The organism is Acinetobacter sp. ACNIH2 (assembly GCF_002934965.1).
Classification (GTDB): domain Bacteria; phylum Pseudomonadota; class Gammaproteobacteria; order Pseudomonadales; family Moraxellaceae; genus Acinetobacter; species Acinetobacter tandoii.
On sequence record NZ_CP026412.1, the window covers coordinates 3,345,078 to 3,368,679 of the forward strand.

Here is a 23,602-nt window from a genome sequence, read left to right on the forward strand (position 1 = left end):
AACGGGTATGTCGGTAATTGATGTAGGTAGCAATGTACGTGAAGGTGAAGAACTGGATGTACAGGCTGTAGAAGATTGGCTCAAGTCACAAGGTGTTGTATTAGAAGGACAAGTTGAAGTCACACAATACTCGGGTGGCGCTTCAAATTGGACGTATCGACTCAAATATGACAACACTGATCTGATTCTGCGTCGCCCACCCAAAGGTACTAAAGCAAAATCTGCCCATGATATGGCTCGTGAATATACGGTGCAGAAAAATCTGGCCCCGTTTTATCCTGTATTACCTGAGATGATCGGGCTTTGTCAGGATGAGTCTGTATTGGGTTGTGACTTTTATGTCATGAAACGGATTGCGGGTATTATTCCACGCGCAAAACTTCCACCAGAATTACATTTTTCTGAAGCGCAAGTGCATCAGTTATGTGTAAATGTGATTGATAAACTCATCGAATTGCACCAAGTACCCTATCAAGGCACAGAACTGGAAAAGTTGGGCAAAGGTGAAGGTTATTGCCGTAGACAAGTCGAAGGTTGGGATCAGCGTTTTGAAAAAGCACACACGGTCAATGTTCCGACCTTCAAGTTTGTGCGTAAATGGCTTTTAGATAATATCCCAGAGGATTCGGCAACCTGTTTGATCCATAATGATTGGCGTTTTGATAATGTAATTCTAAATCCAGAAGATCCGACACAAGTGATTGGGGTTTTGGATTGGGAAATGGCAACGCTTGGTGATCCGCTCATGGATTTGGGTTCAGCATTGGCATACTGGGTAGAAGAAACTGACAGTAAAATTTTTAAAGCGACACGACGCCAACCAACTAACATGAAAGGCATGTTTACCCGAAAGCAAGTCGTAGAATATTACCTAGAGAAAACAGGATTACAGCCTAAAAACTGGACCTTTTACGAGGTGTTTGGCATCTTCCGTCTAGCAGTTATCGCGCAGCAAATTTACTATCGCTATTTCCATAAGCAAACTAACAATCCAGCCTTTAAAGATTTTTGGGTGATCATTCATGCTCTGCATATCCGAGCGTTGAAACTGATTGGTATTCAAAAACTCGAGGCCAATGAAATTGCACATAAATATATGGAAAAATTTAAGGAAATTTTAGAAAAATGACCACCATTTATTTGATTCGTCATGGGCAGGCATCTTTCGGTGCCGAGAGTTATGACAAACTTTCGGAGAAAGGTGAATTACAAGCGCAACGATTAGGTCAATATTTCAAAAATATTTTAAAAGAATCACCGTATGTGGTCGCTGGTTCAATGCATCGCCATCAGCAAACGGCGCAATTGGCTTTGGCGGAATGTTTTCCTCATAGCCAAGTCGTGACAGATTCACAATGGAATGAATTCAATCATCAACAAGTTTTTGCTCAGTATGAGCCAAGATTCAATGAGCCACATTTGTTGAAATCAGATGTCGCGCAGCATGTAAACCCACGTGCCTATCTGGCAAAAATATTTGAAGGGGCAATAAAGCGCTGGACAGGTGGTGAATATCATCATGAATATGAAGAGTCATGGCCGATATTTAAAGACCGAGTCGAAACAGCTTTGCAAGATTTGTGTAATGAGTTAGCACAAACTAAGCCACGCTATGCAGTTGTATTTACTTCTGGCGGTGTAATTTCTGTAGCGGCAGGAAAGATTCTAGAACTGAACCCCAATCGAACTTTTGCGCTGAATTGGGCGATTACTAATACCAGCATGACCACTTTGCGTTTAGTTGGAAATGAACCGCAATTACTCAGTTTAAATGAGCATCATTTTATTAAAGCAGATGACTCAGAACTTTTAACATGGATATAACAAGGATTGACTCATGGCAAAAACCATTTTAATTACAGGGGCGAGTTCAGGTTTAGGCGCAGGTATGGCGCGTGAATTTGCTCAAAAAGGTTATAACCTTGCCATTTGTGCGCGACGTCTAGAACGACTAGAAGCACTTAAACAAGAGCTTGAAAGTCTGTATGGTATTCAGGTAATTGCCAAAACTTTAGATGTGACCAATTACGATCAAGTGTTCGAAGTGTTTAAGGCTTTCCAACAAGACTTTGGCAAATTAGATCGAATTATTGTAAATGCGGGAGTTGGACAAGGTCGTCGTATTGGTAAAGGTAATTTTGAGATTAACCGAGCAACAGCCGAGACTAATTTTATTTCTGCATTGGCACAATGTGAAGCGGCCGTTGAAATTTTCCGTGCACAAAATTCAGGGCATCTCGTGGTGATTTCTTCTATGAGTGCGATGCGTGGCTTACCAAAACATCTTTCAACTTATGCCGCCAGTAAAGCTGCTGTTGCTCACTTGGCAGAAGGGATTCGTGCCGAATTGATTGATACACCCATTAAAGTTTCAACTATATTCCCTGGCTACATCCGTACAGAACTAAATGAAGGGGCGAAAAAGTTACCATTTGAGGTCGATGAAAAAATGGGTTCACACTTACTTGCAGAAGCGATTGAGAAAGCTCCTGTCAAGGCGTATGTTCCAAAGTGGCCGTGGCTACCAATGAGCTTAGCGATGAAAGTCTTACCTTTGCGAATTGTAAATAAATTGGGCTAATTCTCTTTTAGCTAAGAAATATTCCTAAGTAATTTTATTTATTTTGAGAAGCCCACTGATTTCAATGTGGGCCTTTCGGCTAACTTACTTAAAATAAAGGTATTATTAATTTAACAAAAATTCAATTCGCTCGGAAAGGCTCACTTCCGAAAGCTTTTTAACATCTGCTTTCATAAGAGAGTGGGCTTGGTCAATTCCACAGTTTTCACCGAAATCTTTCAAATAAGATGAATCTCATGATCCTCATAGACTCTGTCACATACTAACCAAAACTGATTAGTTAGCACAGGAAGTTTTAACCGTTTCTAGGTACTGGTTGCACAGAATAAGGTGTATATCATTTTGACTTGTTTGTGAAGAGTGATCCTTTATGCCTTTTTCTAAATTTCTGCATTTGGGGCATTAGATTCTGTTGTGTTGGTTGATGTTTAGCTATTAGAACTGATTAAAAAGTATCCACAAAATCAAAAGCATTTGGTATAACAATAATTAAGACTTCACATAAGTTTAGTAACTATTAAATTTATTTTTGAGTCGTGTTATTAAGTATGATTATAGTTATAAAAAAATTAATGGAAAAATATAATGATTAGTACTGATACTGACAAAGAAATATCTCTAATTTATTTTTCGATACGTTTTAAATTTTGTATCGCTTTGATTGGTGCTTGTCTTTGGACTTGGTTTTCAATATGGATAGCACAAGCGTGGATACATGATCTTAGTACGCACATTGGTATGTTTGCTGCTATTTTTCTGATTTATGGAATTGCTATTATTCCAGGCTTTATGAACTCATTCGCTGCTTTGAGCTTAATGATGGATAAAAGGCCTCGTCGAGAGGCACTTCCATTTTATCCTGGCATCAGTATTCTGATTGCTGCTTATAATGAAGCTGCTTCGATTAAAGATACTTTGGTGAGTATCAGCCAACAGAATTATCCTGGTAAGTTACAAGTTATTGTCATTAATGACGGATCTAAAGATGAGACAGCGAATATTGTTAGAAATCTACAAGAACAGTTTTCATGGCTTACTTTTCTTGATTTAGAGAAAAATGCTGGTAAAGCACATGCCTTAAATGAAGGGTTTAAATTGGTTGAACATGACCTTGTAGTCACCATTGATGCTGATTCATATTTACATCGTATTGCGTTGATTAATATTGTTGAACGCTATCTTTTAGATCCACCAAATACTCGCGCTGTAGCTGGTAAGATTTTGGTTCGTAACTCTCGAGAGAATTTGCTGACTAAAACTCAAGAATGGGACTATTTTCTTGGAATTTCAGCAACCAAGCGCATGCAATCGCTTTATCAAGGTACTTTAGTTGCGCAAGGAGCTTTCTCTATTTATGACCGTGCTGCATTGATTGAGGTTGGTGGTTGGCCAGAATGCGTAGGCGAAGACATTGTACTCACTTGGTCATTACTGAATGCAGGGTACAGAGTTGGGCACTGTGAGGATGCCTGTCTTTTTACCAATGCACCCACCACACTCAGAGTTTTTATTAAGCAGCGCCAGCGATGGGCACGAGGCATGATGGAAGCTTTTATTAAACATCCATCCATTTTAATCAAACCACGACTTTCAACATTCTTTATTTATTGGAATCTGCTTTTTCCTTGGTTAGATCTGGCCTTTACTTTTGGATTCTTGCCAGGGTTAGTATTGGCGTGTTTTGGCTATTACTGGATTGTCGGCATTATGACGTTGGTTCTGCTTCCTATGGCTTTATTGTTAGGTCTCTTAAATTATTTTATTGAACGACAGATGTTTGATGAAATGGGGCTGAAAGTACGTAAGAATTTTACTGGTTTTTTAATATATGTTTTTGCATATAGCTTCTTATTACAACCTGCGAGTATTCTCGGATATTTGGACGAAATTTTGAGAACGCGAAAAACATGGGGAACGAAATGAAAATAAAACCAACAAATTTATGTATTACTATTCCTCTATTAATGATGATTAGCATGGGCTGTTTTGCTAATGAATTAGAAGAAAAAAAAGGCACAAGTGGACGGGCTGTTGGAACAGAATTCTTTTTCAGTGATGATAGTGAGGGATTTCAAACTCGTAAGCTATCAGCAGAATTTTTTCCGAAATATGAAAGTGGCGATAGTTATCTAGGTGTGCGTGCTAGTGCTTATCAGTATAAGGCCGATAACTGGAATCGAGATGGACAGAAAATATCCTTTGTAGGGAGAGATGTAGATTCAGCCACTGCAAATGGCTGGTTTTTAGATGCAGGTCTATTCGAGCAGGATAACCATACATTGTTAACACTTGATGGTAGCTATCGAACACAGTTTTTTGATAAAACTGCCTTAGAAGTATTTGTCAATCGTGACTGGGTAGAAACGCAATCTGCTCTGGATCAGGGGATTAATTTCACCTTCGTAGGTGCTGCTTTAGATCAGGGCTTAGGTGATCATGTCACACTAGTCGGTTTGGCTGGAACACAATTTTTTTCAGATGATAATCGCCGCGATCATGGTCGAATTAAAGTGATTTATCAACCTTCACTCAACCTAGGCCTTACGGTTCAAGCACGCTATCGAACCTATCATAGTCGTCAAGAGGATGTTGGTGGTGCGTATTTCAATCCAAAGAACTATGAAGAATCTATGTTGGCAGTTGGTTGGCGTCAGCGCTTTGCTAAATGGTCTACAGGCTTGACAGTTGGCCTAGGGCGGGAAAAAATTAATGATGATCCAAGTCAGTCAACTCAACTTTTTGAATTAAACTTGCAAAGTCCAGTGTATGGATCTCAATTTTTTCGTATGAATGCTGGATATAATAAAAGTGCCTCTTTTAACGGTCCGAATTATAGTTATCCCTATGTCAGAGGTGAATGGATTTTACAGTTTTAGATATTTTTTATAAGTTAGAAATGAAATTCTTGTTGATATTCACCTTATTGAGGATAGGGCTGAAATCTTGCGTTTCAGTGTATTAAATGCATGAATTTAAGCCCTTCCTAACTTACTCAATTCTGCTCGGGTTGCTTTGTTGTAGCTAATGTTGGTTCACCTAAAGGAGAACATTAAACTCTTCAATGACAAAGTTCAATTTGATAACAGGTGTCAGTAGGGGGGGATTATTGGTGGGTGTACTTATGAAAAGATTGAAAATTTATGTAAATTACTGATATTAAATTAAATATATAGAATATAGGTTGTTCTCGAAGATATTTAAATATGCCAATCTATATCCACATATGTGATACTAAAGTCATCATTTGATGGAATTTCTTTCCATTTTGATTCAAGGCTAAATGGTGGGGGAACATAACCGTTCGAGCATGTAATATTGTATTTTTTAATGGTATTTTGAAAATTAGTATTGAAATTTTGGATTGTTTCAAAGTAGTTGTAAACTTGCTTTTTATATCGAGGATACTGATTTATATATTTTAGTGATTGTTCAGAATAATCTCTTAAATGACAGGCCAAGTCATAGTTTTCTTGAGTACTCAAAAGCCTTTTTTCTGTTTCAAATTTATTCTTCTTATCAATTACATCCATAATGTAATTAACATTTTCAGTTAAATTTTCTTGGTACTCGTGAAAGCTGGTATCAGAGACAATTTTTTTATCAAATAATTTTGTTTGAGGATCGATTGTATATTTTTTAGAAACTAAATTAGGGTCTGCATAAGCGTGTAAAGATAGACAAATTGTAAATATTGAAATTATAAAGTAGGGAAAATTTTTCATACTAAAGCCCATAATTTGAATTTGGATTGTGATTTTTCAAAAAATAAAGATTAATTTTTAAACAGTTTTATTGCATCCTTCTTAAACTCATTAGTTCGAGTTGCTTACATAAGCTTCATGAACTTGCAAGCATGGCTTATCTGTAACAGGCTCTGTACAAGCGTCGTTAGTAATTACTAAAGCATAATTTTTCGGCCAAGTTTGGCAGCAAAATATACTTTGTTCTTATTAAATTATATTTATTATTTAGTTTAAATGTAAAATTGTTAAAAATTGATTTTTAAATAATAAGGATCTAAAATCCACAATTTAAAATCAAAGTCACTTACATTTACTAAAAACCTCATTAGAATTTCATATATTTCATTTAAATATTTGAAGTTATCCTTTGGGGGTTGAGGTGGATTTTGATTATTTTTTTTATTACTTGAGAATAATTTTATGAAAAAGGTTTTGTTAGGATTTACTTTCGCATTACTTGCACAAAATAGTTTTGCTGCTGAAGAATGTACGATTAACTATCATGCAAATGATGAGTTATCTGATCAAATTCAGGAAGATGGGTTTAGTTTTGAAAACTATGATGAAGTTTGTGAACTGTTAGAAAAAGCCAAAGCTAGTGTTTCAATCAATTACAATTCAAGTATTACTAATAATCAAACAATAGCTGCTGTTTTTATCCGTGTGAAGGACAGTGATAAACCTATTTATTCGACTTACACTAACTCGAACATGGACTGGAGTTCAACTCGGACTACAGCAGAAGAAAAAGAATTAGTGTGGTCTCTTGTAAATTCAACGATCAGTGAAATCAACCAATCAGATATTGATGGTTTAAACGAGAATCGAAAAGAACTTCGCGTACCTGTTTATCCAACCGTATCTAAGAAATTTTGATTTGACTTGTTAAAGTTAAAAGTGAAATTGGTTCATTTTTTTACAGTAGCTGAAAATAAGCAAAGTATGAATATGAACCAAGATCCAAATTTGAAATATATTGCTTTAAATAATTTTATTCACTTATTTGAAAGTGATAGAGCACTCGCATTTTCTGATGGTGTTGTTGTGAGATTGAATAAAATTCATACAGAATTTGCTTCAAAAATAGCAGAAGAAAAAGCAATTAGAAAATCTGTTGAAACTTCTAAAATTGGTGGGGGATTGCCTAGTGGAGATGCTGGGGCATTTATTGTACTTACTGTGGCGACTGGAGGAACGTCCCTAGTTGTTCTTGGTTTTGCAGCAGATGACGTCACGGGTTGGGGAGCTGAAAAAGCGTATGATATTATTGAGGATAAAGTAAATTAAATGGATATCATTATTTCCTTACTTACAGAGATTCCTTTAATATTTTTCGGTTTCTTGTTTCTAATCTTTTTCTTCTTACTTTATTTAATTCAATACTTTTATATTTCCTATAACTTAAAAGGAATATGTAAAATTGTTTTTAATGATGAGAGGTATTTCAAGCTTCCACTAGAACCATTTAATTGTTTTTTTATTAGTGTGTTACCTATCATTTTTTGGAGAGAAACACTAAATATAAAAAAAGGAGTTAACTTTAAAAAGCTGTATGGAAAAGATTTTTACTATTCAATAAATAAAGGGGAGTTCGAAAAAATACTGAAGCAATACCCTAAATTATTTTATGTTCAATATTTAATATATTTTTCATGTTTTGCGTTCATATTTTTATTAACAATAGCTTTTATTTTAGATAAATTCCTTTATTGATGGGAATAAGATCCGAGTTTAATACACTTGTTGAAGCTTTAGATGGGCTTTTAGATACCGTTGGTGATGTCGAGCTGATACTAGCAAAAAATTAAAGAATTTTAGCGTGTCAAAATAGTCAATCAAACAAATTTGTTTGAAAAGGATATTTCGAAAATATTGTGAATGATTCTTTAGAACTCAAGAATCTGAAAAGCTCATTCGATAAATTTCATACAATTATGCTAAGATTGGTGAGTAAAAATCTCTTTTTTATATTGAACTAAATGTCTGAATTTAAAATAGAAACTCACCCACTCGAACCATTTTTACCAGCAAATGCAAAATTACTGATGCTGGGCAGTTTTCCACCACCGAAAACACGTTGGAAAATGGATTTTTATTATCCGAATTATCAGAACGACATGTGGCGAATCTTTGGTCTTATCTTTTTTCAAGACAAAGCGTATTTTCTAGATCTTCCAAATAAGAATTTTTATGAGCAGCAAATCCGTGATTTCTTAACTGAAAAAGGGATCGCTATTTTTGATACGGCATATCAAGTTGTTCGTTTAAAAGATAATGCCTCAGATAAATTTTTGCATATAGAAACTCCGACCGATCTAACGACCTTATTAGCCAAGATTCCTTTTTGTCAAAACATTGTCACTACAGGGGATAAAGCGACAGACACGCTTATGTTATCCATGCCTGAAGGCACGGAAAAACCTATAATTGGGACAAGTTCACAGACATTTTTTGCAGATCGGGAGTTAACTTTATCTCGAATGCCATCATCTTCGCGCGCGTACCCATTAGCATTAGAGAAAAAAGCTGAAGCCTATGAACAGCTTTTCCAAAAAATTGGTTTAATTTAAATAGATGTATCTTTCAAGTTAGAGCCTAGAGTCTTAGGCATACTTTTTGGCATAGAAGACACATATAATGACGGCGAAACACACGAAAATCATGGCAAAATCGATAGATTCATGAAGTACTAGAGTACAAAGTATGAGCCCCAAAAAAGGTTGTAAAAGTTGAATTTGCCCAACACGTGCAACGCCGCCTAATGCCAAACCTTTGTACCAAAAAACAAAACCAATCAGCATGCTAAAAAGGGAAACATAGAACAATCCTGCGTATGCTGTAACAGGAATTGATGCCCAATTTTTAGGATAATAAATGCCAAATAACAGCAACATTAAAGGTAAAGCAATAATCAATGCCCAGCAAATGACTTGCCAACCACCAAGCTGTTTTGAGAGTTGTCCACCTTCGGCATAACCTAAACCACAAACCAATACAGCAATAAGCATATATAGATCACTGCTAAGATGAAAACTTTGCTGATCTTGAAACCACATAAATATGGCAACAAAGCTGCTACCTATGATTGCAGAAAGCCAAAATTTATTTGAAGGTCTTTCGCCTGCACGTAACACTGCAAAAATGGCGGTTGCTAAAGGGAGTAATGCAACAAAAACAAGGGCACGTGCCGCAGTCATGTGTTCTAAAGCAAGAGCTGTAAAAAATGGAAAACCGAACACAACACCAAATGCAATTACAATTAAAGATTTGATTTGTTTAAGGTTAGGAATGGGTTGTTTAAATAATAGAAGGCAAAATATTGCGAGTACAGCGGCGATGACAGCACGAGCGCCTGTGAGAAATTCTGGACTGAATCCCACCACAGCAAGACGTGTAGCAGGCATAGAACCCGCGAAAATGACCATACCTAGAAAGCCATGTATCCAACCCATATTACTTTGCTTCATGCTTAAATCTCATTTTTCTATGATTCAATTACATGCCAAATGGGAAGCTCTAAACAGATACAATCCAGTACAATTTTAAATAACTGTATTGGTATACAATTCCTACTGTCAGAAATCGATTAAGTTGAATATTTAGCCATCATGCATACACACAGCAAAATTGATATTGTGATTGAAAAAATCAAATCCCAAATTTCAAACCAACGTTTTGTTGCTGGAGCACGCTTACCTTCGGTACGGCGTTTAGCGCAAGATCTCAATTTTTCAATTTCGACAGTGGTGGAAGCATATGCACGCTTAGTTACAGAGGGGGTACTCGAGGCAAGAGCGGGTTCTGGGTTTTATGTTAAAGGACAGATGCAAGCGAAGAAAATAACAGAGCATCATGTTCAATATGATCGAGAAATTAATCCTTTATGGATTTCACGCCAATCTTTGGATGCGAATGAAGAAATGCTAAAACCTGGTTGCGGCTGGTTACCTCCAGAGTGGATGCCTGAAAGTAGTTTACGTAAAGCGCTAAAACATGCAGCTAAATCATCTTTAAAGATGCTGATAGAATATCCTGTACCGCATGGTCATATGGGCTTAAGACAATGGATTGCCCGTAAAAATAATCAATATGAAATACAAGTTGAACCCTCACAAATCTTAATTACAGATTCTGGTACTCAGTCTATAGACCTAATTTTTCGTGTACATTTGAAAGCTGGGGATGTCATTCTAGTCGATGATCCATGCTATTTTAATTTTCAGGCATTGATTCAAGCCCACCATTTACAGGCAATTGCAATTCCATTTACAGCCCAAGGTCCTGATATTGAACGTTTCGAACAAGCCTTACAATATCAACCCAAGCTTTATTTAACCAATTCTGGAATTCATAATCCAACTGGTGCGACTTTATCTATACAACGAGCTTATCAAGTTGCCAAATTAGCGGATCAAGCGAATCTAATGATTGTAGAAGATGATATTTTTTCAGAGTTTGAATATGTTCCCGCACCTCGTTATTGCACACTTATGGGTTTAGGGCGGGTGATTCAAATCGGTAGTTTTTCTAAAACTTTAACCGCTTCACTTCGCTGTGGTTATATTGTTTCTAGTCAACAAGATATTGAAAAATATATTGATTTAAAAATAGCAACTAATTTTAGTAGTGGACATTTGAATGCAGAAATCATATTTTCTGCACTCATGGACAGTCAGTATTTAAAACATATCGAGTCATTAAAAAAGAAACTCAATACCAGTATGGGGTTATGTATTCAACGATTAAGGCAACTGCATATAGAACCTGTACTTATTCCCAAAGCTGGAATTTTCTTATGGTGTAAACTTCCTTCAGAGATTGATGCAGCAGAATTATCTAGACGATGTCTAAAACGTGGATTAATTCTTGCTCCAGGGCATGCATTTAGCCAATCAGAAGGTGCAAAACATTTAATGCGTTTTAATGTTGCGCAGTGCATGAATCCCCAAATATTTGAGATCATTGCGCAAGTGATGGATAGTTTTAGTTTTGATCATGAAAAACCAAATCCCAAAATGTTGATTAATAAGAATGAAATGCAACCGAATTAATTTTTTGATGAGAAAATGTATGAGATGTAATGATTTTGTCATTACATCTCATACATTCAATGGGTAAGTAGGACAAACTCTTAAAAGTGAAACGTTGAAACTTTGTGGTGTGCGGATCAACATGATATTCAGTTATTTGCCCATTTTCATGATGTTCTAACCAAATAATTTCACCTTGAGGATTAAGTTTTAGTTCGTATGCAATTTGCGGTAAATAGTGATCCATCGCACTTGTGACTTGGTTTTGTAAATGTTCAGATTCGACCACCAATCCAACCTCAGTATTTAAGTTCACTGAACGAGGGTCAAAATTAAATGAACCAATAAAAACTTTGCCATCTACGTCAAAAAATTTGGCATGTAATCTTGACGAACTTTTTCCTTTGGCAGGAATTGCATTACCTGTTAATACCTCATACCAAGTACGCTGTTTTCGTTGAATATCTGGTTTAAACTCATAAAGTTGAATGCCATTTTTAAGCAGCTCTTTCCGATATTTTTGATAGAAAGCATGGACCAAAGCCACATCATTAGCTAAAAAAGAATTGGTTAAAACACGAACTTTAATATTTTGATGTGAAAGATCTGCAAGAAAAGCAGCACCATCTTTAGAGGGCACAAAATAAGCTGATACCAATTCCAAATGTTCTTTAGGAATACCCATTGCATGTTTGAGTTGAGAATACAGCAATTTATCTTGAGCAATGTTGCCAAGCGTTTTTTCAGGATAATCAGCCAAGAATTGGGCTTTAACCCATTCAACCTGACGTTCCTGCAATTGCGCCATGATTTGTTTCTGCGCCAAATCTAGTTGGTTAATGAACCGTTCTTTTCCATGATCGTTCATCGCATAACTTTTACGAAGCAGATTCAAATCATCAGCCGATTCGACCCCAATCAGTTGTTGTACTGAATAACTCAGGTCACTATTCCAGAAGTGAATGAAAATTTGATTGGCGGATTTCACTGCATTACCAAAGAACAAGACGTCCATGTCAGTAAATTGAAAATCCTGACCTGCATCAAAATATTCACGGCTAATATTACGTCCTCCAGTCACTGCAATGGCACCATCAGCAATAATGAGTTTGTTATGCATACGATGATTGATCTGTTTCAACCGAAAAGCATAATCAATAACCCTAAAATGTCGATATTTATAAGGGTTGTAGAGTCTGATTTCAAAATTTGGGTGTGCAACTAACTTTTTCAGTAATGGATCTAATTTGGTGCCATTTTGATCATCAATCATAAGGCGGACTTTAACACCGCGGTCTGCTGCTTTTAACAGTTCAGCCAGCATCATGTGGCCTAATGAGTCATTTTCCCAAATATAATATTGCAAATCGAGGGTATGTTTCGCATCGCGTATTAGGTAAATACGTGATGCAATACTCATAAATGCATCATCTAATGCTAAATAGGCTGTAAGACCTTGTTTGAGTTGGGCATCAATATTTTGGCGTTGTATCCAATGTTCCGTGTGGTAGTCTGATGCAGATTGTTTTTTGGCTTCGTTTTGAGGGAGACTACAGGCAGTCAGTGAACTCATGCTTGCACATAATAATAAGGAGAAGTACCTGGTATTTTTCTGCATTTTTTCTAATTCATTATTACCAATATAAATACATATTATCATGCTGTTATGGTTGTATTAAGGTTTAAAAAGCGGTTACTGTAGTTCATCTGTTAAATATTGATATAAGGATGAACATGGCATGAAATCACGTGCAGCCGTAGCCTTTGCGCCAGGACAACCACTTCAAATTGTAGAAATTGACGTTGCTCCGCCTAAGAAAGGGGAAGTATTGGTCAAAATTACCCATACGGGTGTATGCCATACCGATGCATTTACTTTATCTGGTGATGATCCTGAAGGCGTTTTTCCTGCTGTATTGGGGCATGAAGGTGCAGGTATTGTGATTGAAGTGGGTGAAGGCGTAACCAGCGTTCAACCAGGCGATCATGTTATTCCACTGTATACCGCAGAATGCGGTGAATGCTTATTCTGTAAATCAGGAAAAACCAATCTTTGTGTTGCAGTCCGTGCAACTCAGGGTAAAGGTGTAATGCCAGATGGTACGACACGTTTTTCTTATAACGGCGAACCAATTTACCATTACATGGGCTGTTCTACCTTCAGTGAATACACCGTTGTTGCTGAAGTATCATTAGCTAAAATTAATCCTGAAGCTAACCCTGAGCAAGTTTGCTTGTTGGGTTGTGGTGTAACAACAGGGATTGGTGCAGTACATAACACCGCCAAAGTACAAGAAGGTGACACAGTTGCTGTATTTGGTTTGGGGGGTATTGGCTTAGCTGTAGTACAAGGTGCGAAACAAGCGAAAGCAGGCCGTATTATTGTAGTAGATATGAATCCTGACAAATTTGAATTGGCGAAACAGTTTGGTGCGACAGATTTTTTAAATCCTAAAGACTACGAACAACCAATTCAGCAAGTCATTGTTGAAATGACGGGTTGGGGTGTCGATCATTCATTTGAATGTATTGGTAACACCAACGTCATGCGTTCAGCACTGGAATGTGCACACCGAGGTTGGGGACAATCAGTGATTATTGGCGTAGCAGGTGCTGGTCAGGAAATTTCAACACGCCCATTCCAATTGGTGACGGGGCGTAAATGGATGGGTACAGCTTTTGGTGGCGTAAAAGGACGTACACAACTACCAGGCATGGTCGAAGATGCAATGAAAGGTGAGATTCAACTGGCACCTTTTGTGACTCATACGATGGGTTTAGATAAAATTAATGAAGCCTTTGATTTAATGCATGAAGGAAAATCTATCCGTTCAGTGGTACATTTTTCTGAATAAATTCACCTAGTGACGACTAAAGACCAAGCAAAAGCTTGGTCTTTTTTATTTGTTCTATATCAATATTGCTATTTTGAACGTCTAAATTGGCAAGAAATGACATTTTGTTAGACAGAAAATGATAATAAATGCCAAATGATATGTTTTGTCCTCATCTGACATAGAGCCCTGAATCAGTTAAATCTATTGTTAACGCAGTAATAAAAGACAGTTGTATAAAAATATAGATTGATTCAGATGAGTACAATTATGGGAAATCATGTGCAATATAAGCCTGAATGGATACGCGAAGATTTTGTCGATTTCATCGCGGAAAAAGTGCATCCGACTTGGGCGTGGAAAAGAGTCAAAGCTCAGCTTGTTGCGCGCAAAGTATTAAGTGCTGACTTTATTCAGTTACAGTTACGCCCAAATCAAAATTTTAGACCAGAGAAAGCTCAGTCAGGTCAAAGCCTGTTGATCACGGTTGTAATAGCAGGTGTTCGACAACAGCGCAGTTATTCTATAGTCGATATCCTCGACAATGGAGATGTATTAATTGCGGTAAAACAACAAGGCACTGTTTCAAACGTTTTAACAAATTCAGCATTAGGTTCCGTCGTCGAAATCTCTCAAGCTCAAGGCGAGTTTGTGTTGAATCAATGCTCTGGAACAGCAATGCTATTTCTTGCCTCTGGAAGTGGTATTACTGCAATTTACGCTTTAGTCAAACAGGCATTGAAAAGTACCGAACAACCAATCGATTTATTGTATTTTAATCGTGATAATGCCTACCACACAGAACTAGAAGCCTTAACAGCACAATATCCGCAGTTTAAATACCATCCATTGAATACTTTACAAAATTCACAGCACTTAACTGAGCAACTACTTCAGCAACTTGTACCTGACTATCAGCGCCGTGAGTGTTATGTCTGTGGTGCACACAACATGATGCAAAGTGTGCAGCAGCTTTACGTCAATCAAAGCATCTCTCATTTACTCAAGATGGAATATTTTAAAATCCAGATTGATCAATCACTAGAAGCACAACCTGTGACTTTTCTACGTGCGCAGCAGGAATTTTTAGCGACAGATAATTTATTAGAAAGTGCTGAAAAAGCAGGGCTTAAACCTGCACATGGCTGCCGTATGGGTATTTGTAATACATGTTCTTGTACCAAAGTACAGGGGGTAGTTCGAAATGTACTCACAGGTGAAATTGATGAGCAGAGTAATACACAGATCAAACTATGTATTTCACAGGCCATTAGCCCAGTGGTTATAAATTTATAAAAGTTTAATGTAGGGACAAATAAAATGAATAAACCCGTTAATTTTCAAAGTAATACTAAATCTCGTTATCTTACAGATGAAGAAATTCAGTCTTTTGGAGAAAAAATCGAAGTCATTCGCCGTGACACAATGCAAAGTTTAGGTGAACAAGATGCTGCTTATATCTACAAAATCCGAAATTTTGTCCGCTACAGTGAAATTGCTTCACGCGGTATGTTAATGGTCGCGGGCTGGTTACCACCTGTTTGGTTATTGGGAACTGGGTTGTTGGGGATTTCCAAAATTGTAGAAAATATGGAGTTAGGGCATAACATTATGCATGGTCAGTTTGACTGGTTAAATGACCCCAGTTTAAACGGTGCAAATTACGATTGGGATACCATTGCAACAGGTGATGATTGGAAATATACCCACAATTATGTGCACCATACCTATACCAATATTGTTGGAAAAGACCATGATGTGGGCTATGGACTCATTCGAGTGAGTGAAAGCCAACCTTGGGAGCCAAGATTTTTACTCAACATTCCGCTAGCCATCCAATTGATGATTTTTTTTGAATGGTATGTGGGCTTACAGAATTTACATCTGGAAGATGTATTGGCGTATAAAACCAAAACATGGCGTGAAGTCTGGCAAGATGCAATAAAATTACGTAAAAAAGTAAAGCGCCAAGTCATTAAAGACTATGTATTTTTTCCTTTAATAGCAGGACCAAATGCCATTCCCGTTTTTGCAGGGAATGCGGTCGCCAATGTGATCCGAAGTTTATGGGCATCCGCTGTGATTTTTAATGGACATTTTACTGAAGATGCTGAAACTTTTGAGTTAGACAATACAGAAAATGAAACTCGAGCGGAGTGGTACTTACGCCAGATTCGAGGTTCGAGCAATTTCTCAGGTACGAAATGGCTCCATATTCTAAGTGGAAACTTAAGCCATCAAATTGAGCATCATCTTTTTCCAGATATGCCAGCCAACCGTTATGCAGAAGTAGCACCAAAGGTTAAAGCCCTGTGCGCTGAGTATGGCATACACTACAATGAAGCCAGTTTTATCAAACAGTTCGTAAGTGTTTGGGTTCGACTTGGCCAATGCTCATTACCAAATGGCTGGAAGGAACAATTCAAGCGATGGATTTAAAAGTAAGATCATTTAATTGATTGATAAGTAAAAGTTGCTCTAGACATAACTATTTTTCCAAAAATAAAGGTTGTCAAAAGTAGCAATAAGGCGTATTTTTTAATTCAAGATACTTTTTTGATGAAACAAAGATGTTAAAGCAACCTTTAATTGCAAAAGCTTATTTTTATTTCTGGCAGTTTAGCTAATTGCCTGAACGCGTTTGGGCAAAATAAAGGTTGCCCACCAGTTGATACCTGATCGGCAACCCCGGTCAGGTTTTTTTATGCTTTGTTTTTTATATATTTTTTAGGAGATTCACATGTACGCATTTAACACTTCATATTTTAGCAACGGTTATTGGTTTTACTTTAGTCAGTTTATGACGCAATCCTTATCATCCCATAGATCCAAAACGCGCAAATAAAAGATCGGACTGAATAGACAGTCCAAAGGAAAGACCGATGAACGCTCTAAATACTGCACTACAACATCAACCGACTTCACAAGAAACATTATTGAGTTTGCCACAGCAGCTCAAAACACAACTTCCTCTTTCTGCGTCACTTACGGCACAGATTGCCGAACATCGTCAAACTATTCAAAATATCTTGGCTGGTACAGATCCACGTCTTTTGGTCATTACTGGGCCTTGTTCTATTCATGACCCTGTCGCGGCTTTAGAATACGCGCAAAAATTACAACACTTACAAGCGCAAGTTTCGGATCAAATTTTTCTAGTGATGCGTGCTTATATTGAAAAGCCGCGTACAACAGTGGGTTGGAAAGGTTTTATGTATGATCCTGACTTAGATGGATCATCAGATTTACAAGCGGGTCTAGAGCAATCACGCCAACTTTATCTACACATTATTGAAATGGGTTTGCCGATAGCGAGCGAAATCTTAAGCCCAATGGCTACGGCTTACTTCGATGATTTATTGGCTTGGGGTGCAATTGGAGCACGTACGAGTGAGTCTCAAATTCATCGTGAAATTGCAAGCCAAATGCCATATAGCATTGGTTTCAAAAATGGTACGGATGGTTCAATTCAAATTGCGTTAGACGCTATTCAATCGGCATCCCATGCTCATCAATTTTTAGGGATGAGTCAGTCTGGTTTGCCATGTGTGCTTAAATCTCGTGGTAATCCACTTGCGCATTTAATTTTACGTGGTTCAAATACTGGTCCGAATTATCAGGCGGAAGAAATCAATAAAATTAAAGTGAAAGTAAAAGGCAATTTGCCTGCGCTAGTGATTGATTGTAGTCATGGCAATAGCAGCAAGAATCCAGCATTACAGCCAGATGTGCTGCGTCAAATTGTGAAAGAACGAGCAGAAACACAAGTACGTGGTGTCATGCTGGAGAGTCATTTGGTTCAAGGGAATCAAAAGATTTCTTGCGATATGATCTACGGTCAATCGGTAACAGATGGTTGTATTGGTTGGGAACAAACTGAACATCTATTGCTAGAAGCTGCACAGCAATTAAAACAATTACATTCATAAAAAGTAAATAGTAAAAAAGCCCCTGAAAACAGGGGCTTAATTTTTTATGCTATTTTGACCACAAAGAATTTATAAAATAATAGGCTCAGTAGAACGAGAACCGCACATAAGATATAAGACATGCTATAGCCTTGTGCTGTGATCAGAATACCTAACAGTATTGAACCGAATGCAATACCTAAATCATAAAAAGTAAAGAAGGTAGAGGTTGCGTGCCCAATCCGTTGAGGCGCAGCGCGTTGGATCGCCAGTGTTTGTAAACAGGGTTGTACAGAACCAAATCCCATTCCAATAAAAATGGCTGCAAGCATAAATCCGATCAAGCTATTGATTTGGCTTAATAGAATAAGACCTACTGCAAACAATACTAAAGCAGGGTAAATAACATAGCTTGGACCCTTGCGGTCGTAAATTTTTCCAGTCAAAGGTCGTAGACTCATCATCGAAATCGCAAAAACGATAAAAAATAGGCTGGCATATGCAAGCAAATTTTTTGATGCAGAATAGGTTGAGATAAATGACATAATGCTGGCATACGCAAATGAAACCATCATGGCCATAATAGAAACAGGCAGCGCCTTTTTCTCAACAAAATCATGAATAGATAACTGCTTTTTCTGCATCTTTTGCATAGTTGAAGTCTCAGTTTGCACGGGAATGAGAAAACAAAACACAAAACCTAGACATACAATCGCAGCAAGAATAGTTGCTACAACAGCATAAGATAATGGCTGAATAAGCGATAAACCAATGAGTGGACCTAAGACAATGCCTAAGTTGACTGACATGACAAAGTAACCCATACCTTCTCCACGGCGTGAATCTGGAATGAATTCGTTCGCAATAGGCACAGTAACTGTAGTTAAAATGCTAAACCAAATTCCATGTAAAAAGCGTAACCAGAGTAAAACTTGTAAATTATCTGCAAAAATATAGGCAATTGAGAATAAACAGAACAAAAACTCGGAAACAAAAAACGTTTTTTTACGACCAAATTTTTCAATAATCAATCCACTAAATGGGCGTACCGCAATAGAAGATGCCATAAATAAAGTCATGGCGAGCCCAGCTTGAGTAAGACTGCCATTTAAATCTTGCAAAATATAGATTGGTAGAATTGTGGTCTGTGCAAAATAAAAAACAAATAGAAATAAGTTATTGGCTAAACACAGAATAAAAGACTTATTCCAGAGCTGTATTGAAGCTGAATGAGGCATAATTGACCCAGAAGTAGTAAGGGAATCATGACAACGTAGCTAAACTTTTTATGTATTCCCTGAGCGTACCAAGGTCATGAAGATAAGGTTTAATATTAACCAATTAAAGAGGAAAAATAAAGTAAATTGATATTTTGATAGATTTTTTTTCTATTAAAGTTTTTAATGTATATTTAAATTATCATTATTTGATTATCGATCAACTTAACCCATAAAAAAATCAGCTCGAAGGCTGATTTTTTTAAGATGCGTAGCTCATTTAGAGTCCCGCTTCATAGTCCGCACTAGACAACAACGTGTTTACATCATCGATATTATTTGGCTTGATTTTGTAGATCCAGCCTTTGCCATAGGGTGCATCATTTACAAAGTCAGGATCATCTTCCAGTGCTGTATTTACTTCAACGACAACCCCAGAAACAGGGGCATGGATATCAGAAGCTGTTTTTACAGATTCAACTACACCCGCTTGTTCACCTGCGGTAACGTGTTGTCCTACTTCTGGCATTTCGACATAAACTAAATCGCCTAAGGCATCCTGCGCATGGTCTGAAATCCCAGTTACAACAAGATCACCTTCAATTTTCACCCACTCATGCGTGCTCGCATATTTTAAATCTGAAGGATGATTCATGATGACACTCCTTAAAAGTATTCATTTATTTTTGTCATGCTTTATACATGTTTTTACATAAAAACAAAAGGTTTATAGGTACGGATCTTTACGCCAATTACTTGGGCTACGTCCACTCCAACGCTTAAAAGCACGGCTGAAATTTGCAACATCACTATAACCCAGTTCATCTGCAATTTGTTCTAGTGTGTAATCTGTTCGGGAGAGTAGCGACGTTGCATGACGGTAGCGTACTTCATCAACAATTGTTGAAAAAGAGGTTCCTTCAGTCGCTAACTGGCGCTTCAAGGTTCTATCTGACATATGTAAGCGATATGCCACATTTTCAATACTTAAATAATGCTGCTCTGAATGCGTCAAAATGTCGCGAACCGCCATAGAAAGCCGTCTTCGCTCACCTAAAGCCGAAAGCTCAGCTTCACATTGGTTGATTGCAATTTGACTGGCAATCGGGTCAGCATTTACCATTTTTAACGCGAGGTATTTTTTATCAAAGCTCATCAATAAATGAGGTTGATCAAAACGAAACTGATGATTTGGGAACTTGGTAATATAGCGTTCAAAACCTTCGGGTTGGGGAAAATCAAAATCAATTTCACCTCCCAAATCAGTGACACCTGTCATAGCCTTGGCCATAGAAATGATGCCAATGGTTAATGCAATACAAATTTCTGAACGTAAGGGTTCTATACTGACATCACTCCGAAGCTGCAAAGTTGCTTTCTCAGCAAAAGTAGAAAAATAGATTTGCAGGAAGGGCAGTCGTAATTGCACAAAGCGGTTGGCAAGGACAAGCGCATCGGTAATATCATTTGCGGTCATAATGGCATAACCAATAAAACCATGAATAGAGATACGCATTTGCGTACCCAAATGATAGCCCAGAGTTGATTCGCCAGTTAAGGTTAAAGCATGTTGAATTAATGCATTGGCAACGGACGTCGAGATTCGAAAATCTGGTTCCGCTAATTTCTCACTATTGAGTTGAAATGGGGCAAATACAGTATCTGCATTATAGCCCCAGCGTGACACGACATCTAAAAGTAACAGACCATAGACTCCAGGAATTCCTTGGTCTTGTCTAGACGAAATAGTATTCATGCGCGATCCATTGCACGTTTAATGTTGTTATATCAATCAGTTTTTTATATTGGCATGAAATCGTAGCATGCACCTTATAAATTGTTCGACAAACTGAACAAAGCAGATTCTAAAACCACACGTGATTTTAGAATCATCGTCTTTTAAAGATCAGGTTGATAATTCTTACTAAATACTAAAATTTTAGTATTGCCGAGTAATACCGCTTCACCATTTTGATTGAGCGTTTCAGTTGTGTAACTCACAATAGCTCGGTCAGGTTTGGATTTTGACGGTTTGATTTCGGTAATTTCTACCTCGACATGAATTTGATCGCCTGCGCGAGTCGGTCTTGGCCAACGCACTTGTGCTTCGGAACCAATTAAACCATATGCTACAGGAAAGCATTCTGTCCAAAGTCGCATGGTAACTGCGGAAGTATGCCAACCGCTGGCAGCCAAGCCTTTAAAAATTGGATGATTCGCTGCCTCGATCTCATTGGTATGAAAAGGCTGCGGATCAAATTGATGCGCGAACTGCTTAATTTCATCTACAGTCATTTCATAGGCACGACTGATAAAGCGATCCCCTACATGTAGATCTTCCAAATACAACATCAAGCACTATCCTTATTTTTTAGTTCATGTTGTTCAATTAAAAAACCACCAGTTTGACGTTGCCATAATTGCGCATAAATGCCATTCAAAGCAACCAATTCATCATGTGTACCTTGTTCGGCAATTCGCCCCTGATCGAGCACAATTAAACGATCCATTTGCGCAATCGTAGAAAGTCGGTGCGCAATTGCAATAACCGTTTTATCTTGCATTAAATCATCCAGACTGGACTGAATTGCTGCTTCTACTTCAGAGTCTAAGGCACTGGTCGCTTCATCAAGAATCAAAATAGGAGCATCTTTTAAAAATACCCGTGCAATGGCAATACGCTGACGTTGTCCACCCGAAAGTTTAACCCCACGTTCGCCCACATAAGCCTCATAACCTTTACGACCACGAAGGTCAGTCAGTTGTGGAATGAAATCCTCTGCTTTGGCTTTGCGAACTGCATCATACATTTCTGCATCACTGGCATCTGGGCGTCCGTATTTAATATTTTCCGCAACTGTACGATGCAATAGCGATGTATCTTGTGTCACTAAGGCAATACTTTTACGTAAGCTATCTTGGCTTACATCCTCTATATTTTGTCCATCGATTAAAATACGACCTTGGTTGATGGTATAAAAATGCAATAACAATTGAATGAGCGTAGATTTTCCAGCACCGGAGCGACCAACAATGCCAATTTTTTCACCTGGGCGTATGGTTAAATTAAAGTGATCGATGACATTTTTTTCATTATAGGCAAAGCAGACATCTTCAAACTTAATTTCGCCGTGTTTCACCTCAAGTGTGGTGGCATTCGGTTTGTCCTGAATACTAATCGGACGCCCTAATGTTTTCATACCATCTTGAATGGTGCCGACATTTTCAAATAAAGCAGAAGTTTGCCACATCATAAATTCAGCAATACTGTTAAGTTTTAAAATCATGGCAGTCGTTGCCGCGATAATGCCCAACTCTGCACGACCTTCTAGCCACAACCATAATGCTGTGCCAAGTACACCGACGTAGAGCACAATACTGAGCGAGTTAATGCTAATTTCATAGCCTGAACCCAACCGCATTTGCTTATAGACCGTGCGCATAAACTCTTGCATTGATGACTTGGCATACTCACTTTCACGACCTGCATGAGCAAACAGTTTAACAGTTTGAATATTGGTATAGGCATCGGTTACTCGGCCTGTCATCACTGCACGCGCATCGGCTTGTTCATTGGAAATTTTGCTGAGTCTAGGAATGAAGTACCAAGCTGCGAGTAGGAATAAAGCTAACCAGACCAATAGGGGAATAATTAGAAATGGGGAGATTGAGCCGAGTACAATACTGACTGTAAAGAAGTAGATTAGGACATAAGCCAGCATATCACCCAAAATCATCCAAAATTCACGTACAGCAAGGGCTGTTTGCATGACTTTCGCAGAAAGTCGTCCTGCAAAATCATTGTGGAAGAAGTCCAGACTTTGTTGTAATAATAAATTATGGAACTTCCAACGCAGACGCATTGGAAAGCTACTAAACAGAATTTGGTGTTTGATAATGGACTGGAAGTTAGCAAAAAAGATATTACCTAGTAATATCATGGTAAGTAACATTAAGTTTTGACGATGTTCTGCCAAGAATGTATCGGGTTGGCTTTTACTGAGCCAATTGACTAAATCGCCAATTTTGGCGTACAACAGGGCTTCAAAACTTGCAGCACCAGCAGTACAAAGTACCAAAATAAGCAAATAAGGTCGTACACCTTTGGATGCACTCCAGACAAATGCAAAGAAAGTTGTAGGCAGTGGATCTTTTAAACCTTTGCTAGGATAGGGATCTACTCGCTTCTCGAACCATCTAAGCATTAATATTAACCTCTTGATAAAGTTGCATAATTTTAAAATTAAAAAACAATAAGATAATTACCAGTTTTGCAAGAAAAAGTATGG

The 23,602-nt window shown here is 37.7% G+C and carries 21 protein-coding genes; 13 read left to right on the top strand and 8 right to left on the bottom strand.

What is annotated here, in order from left to right; all coding sequences use genetic code 11:
- Positions 1–7: 7 nt before the first annotated feature.
- The 5 genes from C3F34_RS15950 to C3F34_RS15970 all read left to right on the top strand — a co-directional run bounded on the left by C3F34_RS15950 (position 8) and on the right by C3F34_RS15970 (position 5,457).
- Positions 8–1,129 (top strand): phosphotransferase family protein, encoded by a 1,122-nt coding sequence (locus C3F34_RS15950; RefSeq protein ID WP_104442070.1) that lies wholly within the window; start codon positions 8–10, stop codon positions 1,127–1,129.
- The gene (locus C3F34_RS15955; RefSeq protein ID WP_044737862.1) at positions 1,126–1,824 is read left to right on the top strand and encodes a histidine phosphatase family protein; all 699 of its coding nucleotides are present in this window, start codon (positions 1,126–1,128) and stop codon (positions 1,822–1,824) included. The genes C3F34_RS15950 and C3F34_RS15955 overlap by 4 nt, the downstream gene beginning before the upstream one ends.
- Positions 1,825–1,837: 13 nt before the next feature.
- Positions 1,838–2,581, top strand: coding sequence for an SDR family oxidoreductase (locus C3F34_RS15960; protein ID WP_104442071.1), 744 nt, complete (start codon positions 1,838–1,840; stop codon positions 2,579–2,581).
- A gap of 585 nt (positions 2,582–3,166) precedes the next feature.
- Positions 3,167–4,504, top strand: a complete 1,338-nt coding sequence (locus tag C3F34_RS15965) for a glycosyltransferase (protein ID WP_016168073.1) — start codon at positions 3,167–3,169, stop codon at positions 4,502–4,504.
- Complete coding sequence (locus C3F34_RS15970) at positions 4,501–5,457, top strand: hypothetical protein (protein WP_104442072.1); 957 nt, start codon at positions 4,501–4,503, stop codon at positions 5,455–5,457. The genes C3F34_RS15965 and C3F34_RS15970 overlap by 4 nt, the downstream gene beginning before the upstream one ends.
- A 321-nt stretch (positions 5,458–5,778) precedes the next feature.
- Here the strand turns inward: C3F34_RS15970 and C3F34_RS15975 are convergent, their stop codons facing one another.
- Positions 5,779–6,303, bottom strand: a complete 525-nt coding sequence (locus C3F34_RS15975; RefSeq protein ID WP_104442073.1) for a hypothetical protein — start codon at positions 6,301–6,303, stop codon at positions 5,779–5,781.
- Between the two features lie 441 nt (positions 6,304–6,744).
- Here C3F34_RS15975 and C3F34_RS15980 point away from each other — a divergent pair, with 441 nt between their 5' ends.
- From C3F34_RS15980 to C3F34_RS15995, 3 genes are all read left to right on the top strand, one after another.
- The gene (locus tag C3F34_RS15980; RefSeq protein WP_104442074.1) at positions 6,745–7,200 is read left to right on the top strand and encodes a hypothetical protein; all 456 of its coding nucleotides are present in this window, start codon (positions 6,745–6,747) and stop codon (positions 7,198–7,200) included.
- 6 nt (positions 7,201–7,206) lie between these two features.
- Positions 7,207–7,611 (top strand): hypothetical protein, encoded by a 405-nt coding sequence (locus C3F34_RS15985; RefSeq protein WP_104442075.1) that lies wholly within the window; start codon positions 7,207–7,209, stop codon positions 7,609–7,611.
- A 692-nt stretch (positions 7,612–8,303) separates the two neighbouring features.
- The gene (locus C3F34_RS15995) at positions 8,304–8,894 is read left to right on the top strand and encodes a uracil-DNA glycosylase family protein (RefSeq protein ID WP_016168068.1); all 591 of its coding nucleotides are present in this window, start codon (positions 8,304–8,306) and stop codon (positions 8,892–8,894) included.
- Between the two features lie 33 nt (positions 8,895–8,927).
- Here C3F34_RS15995 and C3F34_RS16000 read toward each other — a convergent pair whose 3' ends face one another.
- Positions 8,928–9,791 carry a DMT family transporter gene (locus tag C3F34_RS16000; protein WP_104442077.1) on the bottom strand — a complete coding sequence of 288 codons (864 nt, stop codon included), beginning with the start codon at positions 9,789–9,791 and terminating at the stop codon, positions 8,928–8,930.
- A 141-nt stretch (positions 9,792–9,932) separates the two neighbouring features.
- Here C3F34_RS16000 and C3F34_RS16005 point away from each other — a divergent pair, with 141 nt between their 5' ends.
- Complete coding sequence (locus tag C3F34_RS16005; RefSeq protein WP_104442078.1) at positions 9,933–11,375, top strand: PLP-dependent aminotransferase family protein; 1,443 nt, start codon at positions 9,933–9,935, stop codon at positions 11,373–11,375.
- Here the strand turns inward: C3F34_RS16005 and C3F34_RS16010 are convergent.
- Positions 11,347–12,927 (bottom strand): phospholipase D family protein, encoded by a 1,581-nt coding sequence (locus C3F34_RS16010; RefSeq protein ID WP_213064787.1) that lies wholly within the window; start codon positions 12,925–12,927, stop codon positions 11,347–11,349. The genes C3F34_RS16005 and C3F34_RS16010 overlap by 29 nt on opposite strands.
- 166 nt (positions 12,928–13,093) lie before the next feature.
- Here C3F34_RS16010 and C3F34_RS16015 point away from each other — a divergent pair, with 166 nt between their 5' ends.
- The 4 genes from C3F34_RS16015 (at position 13,094) to C3F34_RS16030 (ending at position 18,117) form a co-directional block, all read left to right on the top strand.
- Complete coding sequence (locus C3F34_RS16015) at positions 13,094–14,209, top strand: S-(hydroxymethyl)glutathione dehydrogenase/class III alcohol dehydrogenase (protein ID WP_016168064.1); 1,116 nt, start codon at positions 13,094–13,096, stop codon at positions 14,207–14,209.
- Positions 14,210–14,458: 249 nt separating this feature from the next.
- Positions 14,459–15,484 carry a flavin reductase family protein gene (locus C3F34_RS16020; protein WP_104442080.1) on the top strand — a complete coding sequence of 342 codons (1,026 nt, stop codon included), beginning with the start codon at positions 14,459–14,461 and terminating at the stop codon, positions 15,482–15,484.
- A gap of 24 nt (positions 15,485–15,508) precedes the next feature.
- Entirely contained in the window at positions 15,509–16,627 is a 1,119-nt protein-coding gene (locus tag C3F34_RS16025; protein WP_104442081.1) for a fatty acid desaturase family protein, read from the top strand.
- A 443-nt stretch (positions 16,628–17,070) separates the two neighbouring features.
- Entirely contained in the window at positions 17,071–18,117 is a 1,047-nt protein-coding gene (locus tag C3F34_RS16030; RefSeq protein ID WP_104442082.1) for a 3-deoxy-7-phosphoheptulonate synthase, read from the top strand.
- A gap of 44 nt (positions 18,118–18,161) precedes the next feature.
- Here the strand turns inward: C3F34_RS16030 and C3F34_RS16035 are convergent, their stop codons facing one another.
- From C3F34_RS16035 to C3F34_RS16055, 5 genes are all read right to left on the bottom strand, one after another.
- Positions 18,162–19,334, bottom strand: a complete 1,173-nt coding sequence (locus C3F34_RS16035) for an MFS transporter (RefSeq protein ID WP_104442083.1) — start codon at positions 19,332–19,334, stop codon at positions 18,162–18,164.
- Positions 19,335–19,593: 259 nt separating this feature from the next.
- Positions 19,594–19,968 carry a glycine cleavage system protein GcvH gene (gcvH, locus tag C3F34_RS16040; RefSeq protein WP_016168059.1) on the bottom strand — a complete coding sequence of 125 codons (375 nt, stop codon included), beginning with the start codon at positions 19,966–19,968 and terminating at the stop codon, positions 19,594–19,596.
- 72 nt (positions 19,969–20,040) lie between these two features.
- Entirely contained in the window at positions 20,041–21,069 is a 1,029-nt protein-coding gene (locus tag C3F34_RS16045; protein ID WP_104442084.1) for a helix-turn-helix domain-containing protein, read from the bottom strand.
- Positions 21,070–21,212: 143 nt separating this feature from the next.
- Entirely contained in the window at positions 21,213–21,665 is a 453-nt protein-coding gene (locus C3F34_RS16050; protein ID WP_044739803.1) for a MaoC family dehydratase, read from the bottom strand.
- Positions 21,665–23,518, bottom strand: coding sequence for an ABC transporter ATP-binding protein (locus tag C3F34_RS16055; RefSeq protein ID WP_104442085.1), 1,854 nt, complete (start codon positions 23,516–23,518; stop codon positions 21,665–21,667). The genes C3F34_RS16050 and C3F34_RS16055 overlap by 1 nt, the downstream gene beginning before the upstream one ends.
- Positions 23,519–23,602 lie beyond the last annotated feature (84 nt).